This window comes from Collinsella sp. TM05-37, from assembly GCF_003436455.1.
Lineage (GTDB): Bacteria > Actinomycetota > Coriobacteriia > Coriobacteriales > Coriobacteriaceae > Collinsella.
Map to the genome: position 1 here is coordinate 18,017 of NZ_QSPN01000021.1, position 14,218 is coordinate 32,234.

The 14,218-nt window shown below is 61.9% G+C and carries 8 protein-coding genes; 6 read left to right on the forward strand and 2 right to left on the reverse strand.

What is annotated here, in order from left to right; all coding sequences use genetic code 11:
- Positions 1-31 precede the first annotated feature (31 nt).
- Positions 32-823 (reverse strand): hypothetical protein, encoded by a 792-nt coding sequence (locus DXD48_RS09135; protein WP_147324168.1) that lies wholly within the window; start codon positions 821-823, stop codon positions 32-34.
- Positions 824-1,065: 242 nt separating this feature from the next.
- Positions 1,066-3,201, reverse strand: a complete 2,136-nt coding sequence (locus DXD48_RS09140) for a LuxR C-terminal-related transcriptional regulator (RefSeq protein WP_158548976.1) — start codon at positions 3,199-3,201, stop codon at positions 1,066-1,068.
- A 439-nt stretch (positions 3,202-3,640) separates the two neighbouring features.
- On the opposite strand from DXD48_RS09140, the gene DXD48_RS09145 reads away from it, so the two are divergent.
- From DXD48_RS09145 to pknB, 6 genes are all read left to right on the forward strand, one after another.
- Positions 3,641-5,494, forward strand: a complete 1,854-nt coding sequence (locus tag DXD48_RS09145) for a serine/threonine-protein kinase (protein WP_117564936.1) — start codon at positions 3,641-3,643, stop codon at positions 5,492-5,494.
- Positions 5,491-6,501: an FhaA domain-containing protein gene (locus DXD48_RS09150; protein WP_117564937.1), complete on the forward strand. Its 1,011-nt coding sequence runs from the start codon at positions 5,491-5,493 to the stop codon at positions 6,499-6,501. The genes DXD48_RS09145 and DXD48_RS09150 overlap by 4 nt, the downstream gene beginning before the upstream one ends.
- A 6-nt stretch (positions 6,502-6,507) precedes the next feature.
- On the forward strand, positions 6,508-6,924 hold the full coding sequence (locus tag DXD48_RS09155) for an FHA domain-containing protein (protein WP_006235180.1): 417 nt from the start codon (positions 6,508-6,510) through the stop codon (positions 6,922-6,924).
- On the forward strand, positions 6,921-8,855 hold the full coding sequence (locus DXD48_RS09160; RefSeq protein ID WP_117564938.1) for a Stp1/IreP family PP2C-type Ser/Thr phosphatase: 1,935 nt from the start codon (positions 6,921-6,923) through the stop codon (positions 8,853-8,855). The genes DXD48_RS09155 and DXD48_RS09160 overlap by 4 nt, the downstream gene beginning before the upstream one ends.
- A gap of 16 nt (positions 8,856-8,871) precedes the next feature.
- Positions 8,872-11,742 (forward strand): FtsW/RodA/SpoVE family cell cycle protein, encoded by a 2,871-nt coding sequence (locus tag DXD48_RS09165; RefSeq protein WP_117564939.1) that lies wholly within the window; start codon positions 8,872-8,874, stop codon positions 11,740-11,742.
- Between the two features lie 132 nt (positions 11,743-11,874).
- Positions 11,875-13,842, forward strand: a complete 1,968-nt coding sequence (gene pknB, locus DXD48_RS09170; protein ID WP_117564940.1) for a Stk1 family PASTA domain-containing Ser/Thr kinase — start codon at positions 11,875-11,877, stop codon at positions 13,840-13,842.
- The last annotated feature ends 376 nt before the right edge of the window (positions 13,843-14,218 follow it).

Below are 14,218 nucleotides of genomic sequence, written 5' to 3' on the forward strand. Positions count from 1 at the left end.
CTCAGGTCCGCGGCGACCAGCCTAAACAGCATCAGACCACCTCGCGTCTTTTTAAGAATCTCGCGGAAACCAAAGAAAAGACGAACAGCAAGATGATTTCCGCAACCCCCGCTCGGATGTCGGGCCAGTTATTTAGCGATTCCGACCTGATGCTGTTAAGAATGTTGCAGTTAAAGCCGACGCATGAAAGGACGCTAAAAATCCAGTCGTTAACAAAATGCCATGCAACCATAATCAGATATGGAACGACCATCGCCTTGATTCTGCTGCGAAACACAACCGACAGACCGGTCACGGCCATGGATAGAACCCCCAGCGCCACCGCATCGAACAGCGTATAAACCAGCACGTATAACAGAGGCCGGGAATAAAACAGACCAGAAAAATAGCTATGCAGATAGAGTCCGACGTAAGTCGATTCGTCGACCCGGGGGAGATACGCGGGAAACAGCATGGAGACAATCAGGAAGTTCACGAGTAGCGGAATAGCCGTGACCGCAAACGCAGAGAGGAAAGCAGACAGCATCTTCACGTTCACGTATGCATTTCTAGAAACACGCGTGCAGATCTGTGCCTCGTAACCGCTCAAACGCTCGGACAGGCATGACCACGACCCGGCCAACATGGCAAGCAACGGCAGCGCATAGAAAAACACCGACGCTAGCAACGGCGCGTTCGCGCTCACGACAATCCAGTTGCCAAAGCTACTTTCACGCGTTTGGCCGAGGTATGTCTGAGACTGCAGACCAATGCCGTAGCCAAAAGATAACAGCTGCTTGCGCTCAATCTCGAGCGTCCACCACGCCTCGATGGCAGCTGCCATCGAAATTACTGTCGCCAAAGTAAGAGCCAACGCAAATATTGGGTTTCCAGATATCTTGGACAACTCGTGCCGAATTAGTTTTTTATTCAACCGACATCACCCTCCCATTGGCCGGACCGAGCAACAACGCTCGACCCGGCCCTAATCACAAGCGGTTAATAATGCGTCGACACACGGCAACCTTTGCATGAATAGAGAATGATGTCTGTAAACACTCGCTATTGAGTTGATCGCTCAGGCGTTTACACGTTATCTACCTGCGATAACAATGAAATAAGCTCCGCTTTATTCTTGATCTTCAACTGGCGGTAAGAAGCAGACCGCAGTGCTTGCACCGTAGATGCAGCGTAACCGACATCCTCCGCAATAGCCTTTGTCGTTGCGCCCTCCGCCGTCATCAGCAAAATTTGCGACTGAACATCAGAAAGGGAGCGCGACGTAAGCAGGGCCAGCTGGCGCACGCGGGCCGTTTCGGTGGACCCGTTCGCCCGGTACTCCAAGACGGCCTTCTCGTCCTCAACCGAGCGGGCGAGCGCGATGTGCGTAACGAACATGGGCACAGACCAGCAAACAATCACCGTTGCCACGACGACATTGACAGCCGAACTTTGCCCCAACAACGACGCGAGGAACAACGGCTCGAAAACCGTCAGATCCTGCACCATATTGAGCAAGACAGCCCAAACAGGAGCCGTCGCCCCAAAGCAGAGCATCCATATCCCAAGCATTTTGCGCTGCGGACAGCTTCGCATCACTATATATGTGAGCAGCACCCCCGTCAGCACCGCAAGTCCATGGATTCGCCCCCTAGCGACCGCATAGATTAAGGCAACCATGCCCATTGACACCAACGGCACGATAGCCCGAGCATGGGCATGCACCTTAAACGGACGCAGCCCAACAGCGAGCGAAGCCGTAGACGCCACGCCGCAAAACAGGACCGGCACAGCCATCAACGGAACGCGTATGCACATCAATGCTGCGATATAGATAAAAGACCATTCCACAGCAGATAGCACCGCCCATACGTACGGGCTTCCGAGCCAAATCGCTTCACCCGCTCTATCCAGCGCAGCGCCACGATTCGCTTTTCCACCCGCGTAGCGTAGCGACAGAAGCAGTCCGAGACCCAATGCGTAGCTTAAGAGGGAAAAGGCGACAGCCCGCGAAACACCGGACCCCCAATCGCTATCCGCCATTACCAAGGGCCCCGCCGCAAGGAGGATAAAGAATAATGTGAGCAGGTATCGAAACAGCCGGCGCGTTCGAGCTGATGCCACTATATCGTCAGCATGCCGCTGCGGTAGCTCATGCCCTACAGTATCGCCCTCACCCGCAAACAGCGCCACGAGCTCGCGTGAGCCCGCAACCGACGCCTTCCCGTATGCTCGGTGAAGCGTTGTTCTCACCGTCGATGGCTTCGTATCCGTCTCCTTGGCAATTTCCGCCGGCGTTTTCCCTTTGAGCAGCAGTCGAACAAACTGCTCTTCTCTAGGCGACAGGGCAGGGGAAAACACCCCCGCATCGAATGTGTCGGACGCACAGGCGATATCCGAATTGTTGTCCCGTTTCCCCCTTAGCAACATGCATACGAAGGCAGCAGCGATAACGGACCCCATCGCCAGCAATGCAATGACCACGGCATCGCTTGCGAAGTATGCCGCCTCAACAGCCGGAATAAGACCAATAGGAACTGCTACGAGCACAGAACAGGCAAACACGTCGCGCCGCCCATGGCCAAAGGCACGAGGGCGGCAAAACGGCGGGGCCACAGTCAATGCGAGATAGACCAACGGAATTAAAAGCGCAAGGCCAATTGCCGCGGCCGTTACAGGGGGCATCCCCCATGGCTCGGGAACGACTCTCCATGAAACTCGACAGCAAAACAGCAGGCAAGACATGACGGCTATTGTTTCTGTAAAAATCGCGTCCTGCGGGTGACGAGTTTCCCTTTCGTCAGTCCGTGTCGACCTCTGCGTCAAAGGAGAGTCCGCCGTGCCCCAAATAACATATGAGAGAAGCAGCGATCCAACAAAGCACGAGACACACGAAACGCCATGTAACAACCAAATCGGTGCAAACACGATTGGAATAGAGTCTCCGCGAGCATAGAAAGCCAGGTCGGCCCATTCGGGAACCGTTGCAATAACACCAAGGAAAACACCGATGGCACCGAGATGCCTCGGCCTTCTCATTCCCCCCTTGCATAGCGCAGCACCATGAACAAACGCCGCGAGGCATGCGCCCAGGATAACGAGCCAGGTCATTGCACCTGACGCTAGGCCGATTGAAGATGAAAACCGGTGATAAGGGGTGACCGCCATTACGACAAGCGCAATGGCGCAGGCAAATGTAGCAGAACGGCGGGAAAAGAGCATACGGCCTCCATAGCGTGTCATTATATCGCTCGAGCCGCTCGTTTATCTCTGTTCTCACACCAGCCAGCATCAATGATTCAGGCGAACTCCAATCCGCGCCAGATCACGGTCCGGCTTTTGTTCGCAGTCCCCACATCAAAGCGGGATGCGGTTTCCTTTTGGACGCCGGTTCGGAAAGCGCATCCCGTTCCAGGGCAATATTCTGGGATGCAGTTTCCGCAGCCCACCCCATTTGGAAAGCGCATCCCATAATTTGGCTGAAAACTGAGATGCGCTTTCCGAACGAGCCGAAACGGGCCGAATCGATCGGGCCACCTCGCATCCCGCTATCCTCGCCATCTGCCCGAGCGTGCTACACTAGCAGCATCTATGCCACCGCGAACGGCTCGGCCCCGCGCCCGCCGCTCGCAAACGAACTTTAAACGCACGAGGGTTGGCCATGCCGCTTTTCTCGCAACATACCGCCCGGTTCTCGCCGGACGTTCCTTTGGAGGGCACCAGCTCTCGCGAGCTGCTCAAGCGGTACCAGCCGCTCGAGACACTTGCGACCGGCGGTTTTGGCTCCATCGAGATTTGCCGCGACACGCACCTGCGCCGCCGCGTCGCCATTAAGCGCATCCCCCTTATCAACGGTGCCGGCATGCCCGCCAGCGACATCATGGATGTCCTGCGCGAGGCGCACACTGCCGCCATGCTTCAACATCCCAATATCGTGCAGGTCATCGACTTTACGCATGACACAGCCTATGCCTACCTGGTTATGGAATATGTCGATGGCATGTCGCTGGCCGAGTTTTTGCATCGCGTGGACGGCCACTCACTTACCTTTGACGAGGCCGCGGCCATTGCCGATGCCCTGGGCCAGGCGCTCACCTTCGCCCACAGTAATGGCGTACTCCACCTGGACATTAAGCCCGCCAACGTGCTCATCGACCACTCGGGCAATGTAAAGCTCACCGACTTTGGCATGGCGCGACTGTCGTCCGCCGGTGGCTTTGGCGGCTCGCGCGGCGGCACCATCGGCTACATGCCGCCCGAGCAGCTCGATATCGAGACCGGCACGGTCGACGAACGCGCCGATGTCTTTGCCCTTGCCTGCGTTATCTATGAGGGCTTGTGCGGCAGCGCCCCCTTTATGGCGGCCACGCCCGCCGACTCGCTCGACCGCATCATCGGCGGCGCCACCTACCCCAGCGAGCTGATACCACACTTTCCCCCGGGAGCCGAGGCCGCGCTCATGAGCGCGCTCTCCCCCATGCCGCAGGACCGCCCCAACAGCATCGAGGCATTTTGCGACCAACTCCTTGCCGGTCTGGGCAGCGTGCGCGAGGGCCGTCACAGCCTGGAGCAAATGGTTGGCGAGCTTTCGGATGACGAGCAGGAGCTCGACGATATCGAGCCGTCGTACTACGAGGACGACGCCATCGAGGTCGACCCCGCACTCGGCTGGGCGGGCACGCGCTGGATCCATGCGCGCGACTACACCATGCGCGCCATCTCGGCGCTAGCGTGCGGCACCTTTAGCTTTTTGCTGATGCAAACGGCCGGGGTCGCGGCGCTTCCCGGCCTGGTCATTGCGGCCATCGCGATCGGAGCGGCGGCTGGCCTGGCCCCCCAAATTGGCTCGGCCATCTCGGCTGTGGGCTTTTTGGTGCTCATGGCCAACGCCACCATGCAGGCGCAGGGCATCCTGTCGATGTTGCCCGTCGCGGTGATCTTTGCCGCTGCCATGTCCGGTTGGTGGATCGCCTGGGGTCGCACCGAGGCTGCCGCGAGCGCCGCACTCACCTGCGCGCTTGCGCTTGGCTGTCTGACCGGCAATACCTTCCTGGCAGCTGGGGTCGCCGCCGGCGTCGCGTCATTTTGGCTCGGCCCGGCAAGCGCCGCCGCGGCAACGGGCATGGGCGCGCTTTTTGCCCGTCTGGCCACGGTCGCGCTTTCAGCCGGAGGCGTGCTGGGGCTCGGCAACGTTGCCGCAGCGCTGGAAGACCCGCTCCTTTGGGCTGCCTTTGCGCTGGTCGCGACAACTGCCGCGGCGTCATCTGCGCTGCTCAATGCCCATGCCAAGCGTGCCGATCAGGGCTCAAACCTTGCCGCCATCGCCGCCATCGCTGTCACCGGCATCGGCTGCGCAGCGGCATCCTGTCTTGCACACCATATGGAAATTGCCAGCCTTGCAGCCGCGGTCGCCGCCAAGGCGGCAGTTGCGGGAACCCTATCCTCTATAATCGTTGGGATATGCCTATATTTGCTCGGATACCAAAGAACCTATACGGAGAGTGATCTTTCGTGAACTTCCTGAACATCTTCGAGGACCACGTGGCCGGCATCTTCGGTGCCACCCGTGCCCCGTTCTCCTTTAAGAAGCTTGCCAAGCAGGCCGCTCGCGACATGGAGGATCAGACTCTGGTGATCAATGGCGTCAACACGGCGCCGGCACTCTATACCATCCTGATCGCCGCCGACGACGATCCCATGCTCGCCCCGTTCTACCCCGAGCTTTCGCGCGAGGTCCGCGAGTTTGTGAAGGCGCAGGCCGAAAAGCGCCGCTATGTCTTTGTCGGCGAGCCCCTCGTGCGCTTTATGATCGATCCGCAGCTGCGCGCCGGCAAGTTCTCGGTCTTTGCCGAGAACGTCGATGCCCCCACGCTCGGCCGCCTGTACGAAGAAGAGCGCGCCTATCAAAACGGTCTGGGCCAAAACAACTCCGCGGCAAGCCGTGCCGCCAGCGCCCCGCGCGCCGGCCAGCAGCAGTTTGCTGCCCCGCAGCCGCAGCGCCCCGCCGCCATGCCCCAGCAGCAGCCGACGCCTCGCGCCGCCGCTCCTGACCCGCTTGCCGTAGCAGATCCCTTCGCGCCTAGCGTCCCCGACCCCGCCGCTCCTATCCCGGTGCCGCAGACCGTCTCGCGCGACGCGCTTGCCGGCATGGGCGGAGCCGCCGCGACCGGTGCCGCCGTGGGCCTAGGCGCCGCAGCCGGCATCGCCTCCAACATGGCGAGCACTCGCGCCCCACAGCGCCCGCTCGCCCAGCTCGTCGACGTCGTGAGCGGCGAGAGCCATAGCATCACCTCCGCACAGGTGACTATCGGTCGCGAGCGCTCAGTTTCCGATATTGCCCTGCGCGACCCCAACGTGTCGCGCCGCCACGCCCAGCTCACCTTTACGGGCTCGGATTGGTCGATCGAGGACCTCAATTCCACCAACGGCACGCTCGTCAACAACCGCCGCATTACGCGCTGCCCGCTGCGCAACGGCGATCTGCTGACGTTTGGCCTGAGCACCTTTGAATTTAGGGGATAGTCGCTTATGAACATCGATATCGTCCTTTTTGCAGGCCGCATCGTCCTGGTCGCCCTGCTCTATATCTTCCTGTTCGCCGTCATGAAGACCGGCGTGGGACTTGTGCGCGGGCAGCGTCGCGACTCGGCTATCTGGACGATCGATGTGGACAAGGGTCCGCGCGGTATCCGCGGCATCCACGTAGACATGCTCGGCCCCGTCATCGTCGGTCGCTCGCCGTCTTCGGACATCTGCATCAACGAACCATTCGTCTCGGCCTCGCATGCGCGCTTTTCGCTGCAGGGCCCGGCGCTCATCATCGAGGACCTCAACTCGCTTAACGGCACGCTCGTCAACGGCCGCCAGCTTGTGGAGCCCGCAACGCTGCGCGAGGGCGACGAAGTCCAGATTGGCGATGTGGTCATGAAGGTGAACCGTCGATGATCGACGAGGAGAACAAGTCCGCGACTATGACCGAGGCACCGGCTGCCGCCACAGCTGCGGCGGCCCACGCCGCTCCGGCGGGCTCCGCACCCGTGGAACCCGAGGACACCGTGTTCTCCCTGCCTCTTTCGCATGTAACGCATGATATTTCGGATCTCGCCGATAACGAGGACGAAGAGGATGCCGTAGCGGCGCCCATCGGCGCACATGCCGCGGAACAGCCCACAGCGCCCGAAGCAACCTCGGCGCCGGCTCACTTTGCAGAGCCTGTCGCCGCGGCAATCAACGAGAGCGCTGCGGTGTTTGCGGCACCCGAGCCCGCCGCGCCGGCGTTTCCCATAGCCCCGGCATCCGAGGTTGCGCCCGTGTCTACGCCGGCGCCCGAGGCGGGGCCATCCCCCGAGGACGGCCCTGCACCCAAGGCCCCGCAGCCTGCGCCCGCAAGCGAGTCCGATACCGTGGCCGAGCCCGCCGCCCAGTCGCAAAGCACGCCCGCGCCGTCGCACTTTGCGACACCCGAGCCTATAGACGTCAGCCCGCAAGACGACGAGTCGACCGCCCGCGCGCCCGAGGAGCCCGGCTCCCCGGACACCGGCGATTCCGAATCAAACGCCGAGACCGACACCGTCTCTCCCGGTGACACAGCCGAGATCGACGTTGCCGCCGTTGAGACCAAGCTCAAAGACCCCGGCTCGACCATGAGCTTTGAGCCCCTGACCGAGGAGCGCATCGAGACCGACTCGACCTATGATGCCGGCACCACCACGCAACTCATGTGGGGCGCCCGCTCTGACGTTGGCTGCGTACGCCCGCACAATGAGGATTCCTACCTGGTGCAGTCGCCGCTCTTTTGCGTATGCGACGGCATGGGCGGTCACGCCGCCGGCGAGGTAGCCTCTTCCATTGCCGTCGAGACTATTGCCAAGACGGCCCCGCAGTCCGCCGACGCAGCACGCCTGGCCGCAGCCGTCGAGGCAGCCAACGCCGCCGTAATCGAGGCGGCCCTGAACGGCCTGGGCAAGCCCGGCATGGGCTGCACAGCCACTTGCGCCTATATCGAAAACGACACGCTCGCCATCGCCCACGTGGGTGACTCTCGCGCCTACCTGCTCCACGAGGGCACGCTCATCCGCGTGACCCGCGACCACTCCTACGTGGAGGAGCTCGTGGACGCCGGTGAGATTACGGCAGACGAGGCTCGCGTCCACCCAAACCGCTCGGTCATCACCCGTGCGCTGGGCTCGGACCCCGCCATGTATGCCGACCACTTCACTCTGCATATCGAGGAAGGCGACCGCCTGATCCTGTGCTCCGACGGCCTTTCGAGCATGATTCCCGATAGCGATATCGAGAACATCGCCACGCAGTCCTCAACCGCGCAAATCTGCGTCGACAACCTAGTGGACGCGGCGCTTGCCGCCGGCGGCCACGACAACGTGACCGTAGTAGTCGTTGACCTGGTTGACGATGGCGTTATGCGCGAGGCGCAACGCGTGCGTCGCCGCAACGTCACCATCGGCGTCGTCTTAGGTCTCGTCTTGGTGCTGGCGGCTGCCATCTGGGCCTACACGGGTGTCACCGGCTCGTACTACCTGGGTACCTACCAGGGCAATGTCGCCGTCTGGCGCGGCCTGCCCGGCAAGCCGCTCGGACTCAAGCTCCACTGGCTCGAAAGCGAAACCAGTATCAAGCTGTCCGACCTGCCCGAAGACACGCAAAACCGGCTCAAGGCGGGCATTCCGCAAACAAGTGTCGACGATGCGCAGGACACGATATCCAAGTACCGCCACCAGATCGACGAGGAGCAGACCCGCCAGGTGATCGACGCGCAAACGATTCGCGACAACACCGACCAGGGATCGACCTCCGAATCAGATTCCGAGAAAACCGCCGAACAGTCCGCCGAGGCCGAAGCCTCCGAAAAGAACTAGAAAGGGAGTGCCGCTTATGAGTCGCCGCAACACCGAGCTGCTCTTGCTCATCGCCTCGGCGTTCCCCGTCATCCTGCTGTATGCGATGTACGTCCTCACCGCGGGCGCTGCCATCTCCTTTGAGACGCTCGCCGTACCGATCGGCCTCTTTGCCGCCTTTGCCGCGGCCCACATTGCCGTGCGCATCTTGGCGCCCGGTGCCGACCCCGCCATCCTGCCCATTGTCTTTGTGCTTTCGGGCATCGGCATCACGTTCGTGACGCGTCTCGCCCCCGCTCTCGCCATCTCACAGCTCATCATCCTGTTTGTCTCGGTGGCCCTGATGGTGGGAACGCTCGCGTTGGTTAAGAACCTCGACGTAGTCATGCGCTACAAGTACACCTTTGGCATTATCGGCATCATTCTGTTGATGCTGCCTATCTTTATCGGCACCACGATCTCGGGCTCCAAGCTGTGGATTCGCATCGCGGGCTTTACCATCCAGCCCGGCGAGTTCGCCAAGGTCTTTATCGTGCTGTTCCTGGCCGGGTACCTGGCCGAGAACCGCGAGCTGCTCTCCATCTCCAACCGCAAGATCCTGGGCTTTAAGATCCCTCGCCTGCGACTGCTGCTGCCGCTGTTTGCCGTGTGGGGTGTGTGCCTGCTCGTCGTCGTCTTCGAACGCGATCTGGGTTCGGCCGTGCTGTTCTACACCATCTTCTTGCTGATGCTCTACGTTGCCACGGGACGATTCTCGTATGTCGTTATCGGCCTTGCGCTCTTAGCCGTTGGAGCCGTGGGCGCCTACAAGTTCCTGTCTCACGTTCAGGTGCGTTTCCAGGTTTGGGTCGATCCGTTTAAGGACGCCCAGGGCCAGGGCTACCAGATCGTCCAGTCGCTCTTCTCGCTTGCCGATGGCGGTCTGGTCGGTGTTGGTATCGGCAACGGCATGGCCAACAACATCCCTGTCGTCGAGTCCGACTTTATCTTCTCGGCCATCGGCGAGGAGATGGGCCTTTTGGGCGGCGGCGCCGTGCTCATCCTGTTTATGCTCTTTGCCGTGCGTGGCCTCACCACGGCTGCCCGCGCTAAATCCGACCTCGCCGCCTTTAGCGCCACGGGCCTTACGGCCGCCATCAGCTTCCAGGCCTTTTTAATCGTGGGCGGCGTTACCCGCCTGATCCCGCTGACCGGCGTCACCCTACCCTTTATGAGCCAGGGCGGTTCCTCGCTGCTGGCAAGCTTTATCATCGTCGCGCTCCTGCTGCGCGCCGGTGACGAAGCGACCGGACGCGAGGCCGAGCTTACCGGCACCGGCACCATGGCCGCCATCACCGATGATCAGGTCGCATCTGCCGCCGCCCCGACGGGCACGCGCTTTGCCACCTCGTCTTCCTACGGCAGCGGCAGCCATTCCGTCGGCTCGCGCATGCGCCGTCGCCTGCTCGACACGCCTGAATCCGGTGTGCTCGGCCGCGTTGCGCTCGCCAACCGTCTAACCCGTGCGGTGCTCGCCTTTACGGCGCTGTTCGCCATCCTTATCGGCAACCTCACCTATGTCCAGGTCATCAAGGCCAAGGACTATCAGGACATGCCGACCAACAACCACACTATCGCCCGCTCCAAGTACATCCAGCGCGGTTCCATCATCACGTCCGACGGCGTGACGCTGGCCGAGTCGCTGCAGCAGGAGGACGGCACCTACGTACGCTCCTACCCCAACGGCAACCTGGCAGCGCACGTGGTTGGCTACGTGAGCCAGCAGTATGGCACCACCGCCATCGAGAGTGTCATGAACGACACGCTCACCGGCTCTAAGGATTACTCCAGCTGGAACAACGCCATCGCGTCGCTCGCGGGCCAGACCCAGCCGGGCAACACCGCCAAGCTCACCATCGACTCGCGTATCCAGACGGCGGCCGAGCAGGCGCTCAAGGGCTTTAAGGGCGCTGTAGTGGTCATCGACCCGCGTACCGGTGCGGTGCTCGCATGCGCCAGCTCGCCCACCTATGACAACACCAACATCGACGCCCTGCTGCAGGCGGGCGGCGGCGAGGACGGCTCCATGTACAATCGCGCCATGGACGCGCTGTACACGCCGGGCTCCACGTTTAAGGTCGTTACGCTTTCCGCGGCACTCGAGACCGGCACCGCCAGCCTTACCAGCACCTACCAGGCGCCCGGCTCCATGGACATCGGCAACGCGCCGGTCACCAACTATGCCAACGAGAGCTACGGCACCATCAGCCTGCAGCAGGCCTTTGCCGTGTCTTCCAACGTCGTCTTTGGCCAGGTGGCAAACGAAGTTGGCGCAAACACGCTCGTGCAGTTTGCCAACGCCTTTGGCTACGGCCAAAAGCTCGGCCAGGACCTGACCTCCGCGGCCTCCATCATGGCCGACCCGTCGCTCATGACCGAGTGGGAGACCGCCTGGGCCGGCGCCGGCCAGCCTGTCGGCATGGACCACACGCCCGGGCCGCAGACCACCGTCATGCAAAACGCCGTGATTGCCGCCGCCATCGCTAACAGTGGCGTGGTCATGGACCCGTACTTTGTAGCCCAGGTACTCGCCCCGGACGGAACTGTGGTCAAGACCACGCAGTCCCGCTCGCTGGGTCAGGCCGTCAGCTCCGCCACGGCCGACCAGGTCAAGCAGGCCATGCTCGCCGTCGTCCAGTCCGGTACCGGAACCGATACCCAGGTCCCCGGCGTCAAGGTCGCCGGCAAGACCGGCTCGGCCGAGACCGGCGGCACCAACGTCAACTCGATGTTCGTTGGCTTTGCACCTTACGATTCACCCACGGTCGCCATCTCGGTGGCCTTGGAGGATTACGACAAACACGACGTCAAGGCGGCCAAGATTGCCGGCATCGTCCTGACCGCGGCGCTCGCCGCACAGGGAGCGTGATGCCCATGATTGAATCGGACACCCGAGGCGCGCCGCGGCCGAAGAGTTAGCGGCAACGCGCCACACGGCCCCAGCGGCCATATCGTAGGTACTGCACACATCGTTGAGCGAATAGTTATGTTAGGAGCAGGAATGGAACAGAGGGTCCTCGGGGGAAGATACCTCCTCAAGGATAAGGTGGGGACAGGCGGCATGGCGACCGTCTACCGTGCACAGGACCAGGTCCTCGACCGCACGGTTGCCGTCAAGATCATGCTGCCGCAGTATGCTGGCGACGCAACCTTCGCCGCACGCTTTAAGCAGGAGGCCCAGGCAGCAGCCGGTCTCTCCTCCCCCTATATCGTGGGCGTCTACGATTGGGGCAAGGACGGCGACACCTATTACATCGTCATGGAGTACCTGCGCGGTACCGACCTTAAGAGCGGCATCAAGAGCCACGGCGCCCTCGACCCCAAGAAGGTCGCCCAGATCGGCTCGCAGATCAGCTCCGCGCTTTCGGTCGCCCACAAGCACGAGATCATCCACCGCGACATTAAGCCGCAGAACATCATGGTGCTGCCCGACGGCAACATCAAGGTGATGGACTTTGGCATCGCGCGCGCCAAGAACAGCCACCTCACGCAAGACAACAACGTGCTGGGAACCGCCCACTACGTCAGCCCCGAGCAGACCCGCGGTCAGGACCTCGGCCCCACCTCGGATATCTACTCGCTGGGCGTCGTGATGTACGAGTGCGCCACCGGCCGCGTGCCCTTTGACGGTGATGACGCCATCTCGGTCGCACTCAAGCAGGTCAACGAGCTGCCTATTCCGCCGAGCCAGATCAACTCCGGTGTCGACGCCGACCTTGAGCGCATCATCCTCAAGTGCATGGAGAAGGACCCGGCAAACCGCTTCCAGACCGCTGACGAGCTGCGTCAGGTGCTCAACAGCTACCTGTCCGGTCGTGCCGTCAACATCTCGGAGCCCACGCGCATCATCGGTGCCCCCGGCGAGCTTGGCGCCACCAAGACTCGCGAGCTTTCCGATCAGACGCGCGCCATGGTGCGTCCCGTCTCGGGCGTGAGCGGCCAGAATACCGCCCGTAGCTCGGTTTCGGGTTCCACCGGCTCCTACGAGGTCGAAAAGCCCAAATCCAACAAGAACAAGATCATCGCCGCCGTGGTGGCAGCCGTTGCCGTCATCGGCATCGTGGTGGCCTTTGCCACAGGACTCTTTGGCGGCGAGCAGGTCACCGTTCCCGATGTACTGGGCAAGGACCAGCAGACTGCCGTCGAACTGATCAAGGAAGCCGGCCTCGAGGTCGGCACCATCGACCAAAGCTACAACGACGATGTCGACGAGGGCAAGGTCGCCGAGCAGACGCCCAACGGCAACACCAAGAAGGCCAAGGGCACTAAGGTGAACCTGGTAATCTCCAAGGGCCCCAAGCCCTCCGAGAAGGTTGAGGTTCCCCGGCTTGTCGGCCTGACCAAGGACCAGGCAGAAGCCGCGCTGGCAAGCGTTGGCCTGAAGGGCAACGCCTCCGAGGAGGCCAACGAGGCCGATGAGGGCCAGGTCTTTGAGCAGGGCACCGAAGCCGGTAAGGAAGTCGCGAAGGGCACGACCATCTCGTACAAGGTCTCGAGCGGCCCGGATACCACGTCCGTCCCCGACCTGACCGACATGACCGAGGCCCAGGCGCGCAACGCCCTCGATATGGCAGGCTTTGGCGTCGACGTGAGCTACCAGGAGAACGACTCAGTTACCGAGGGAACCGTGATCAGCTGGAACCCCAGCGGCAAGCAGAAGCCCGGCGCCACGATTACCGTCGTCATTGCCAAGAAGTCCGGCAAGGCCAGCGTTCCGGGTAACCTGTACGGCAAGAGCATCTCCGCCGCCGTCACCGCGCTCAACAACGCCGGGTTCTACAACATCGCGTTCTGCGACCAGAACGGCAACCCCGTGAGCGGCAACGAAAACGCCACCGTTACGGGCGTCTCCCCCACCGGCAAGCAGTCCACCGACAACACGATTACGCTGACGGTTTCGATTTCTGGCTCGGGTTCGGGCTCTGGCTCGGGCACGAGCACGGGCGACGATTCTGGTACGACCAACTAGTCGCCGCCCCACCGCCCATTACGGCTCCCGCCGCAAACATATTCGCTCACAGGCGCCCGCTTGCTCCCCCAGCAAGCGGGCGCTTCGTTTTTGACATGACATGAACCAGAAGAGCCCGGTACCGTGACGGTGTACCGGGCTCGATCAATCTCTGGTGTCCCCGGGCTGATTCGAAAACTCCCCCCGCGGGGAAATTGGTGACGCGGGTGTCGACGGCTCGAACCCTGCCCTTAGACCAGAAGAGCCCGGCACCGTAGCGGTACCGGGCTCGACAAATCTCTGGTGCCCCCGGGCGGATTCGAAAACTCCCCCCGCGGGGAAATTGGTGACGCGGGTGTCGACGGCTCGAACCATGCCCTTAGACCAGAAGAGCCCG

Coding starts and splice junctions, on each gene's coding strand:
- DXD48_RS09135 (WP_147324168.1), bottom strand. CDS start 823: ATGGCAGCTGCCATCGAGGCGTGGTGGACGCTCGAGATTGAGCGCAAG.
- DXD48_RS09140 (WP_158548976.1), bottom strand. CDS start 3,201: ATGCTCTTTTCCCGCCGTTCTGCTACATTTGCCTGCGCCATTGCGCTT.
- DXD48_RS09145 (WP_117564936.1), top strand. CDS start 3,641: ATGCCGCTTTTCTCGCAACATACCGCCCGGTTCTCGCCGGACGTTCCT.
- DXD48_RS09155 (WP_006235180.1), top strand. CDS start 6,508: ATGAACATCGATATCGTCCTTTTTGCAGGCCGCATCGTCCTGGTCGCC.
- DXD48_RS09160 (WP_117564938.1), top strand. CDS start 6,921: ATGATCGACGAGGAGAACAAGTCCGCGACTATGACCGAGGCACCGGCT.
- DXD48_RS09165 (WP_117564939.1), top strand. CDS start 8,872: ATGAGTCGCCGCAACACCGAGCTGCTCTTGCTCATCGCCTCGGCGTTC.
- pknB (WP_117564940.1), top strand. CDS start 11,875: ATGGAACAGAGGGTCCTCGGGGGAAGATACCTCCTCAAGGATAAGGTG.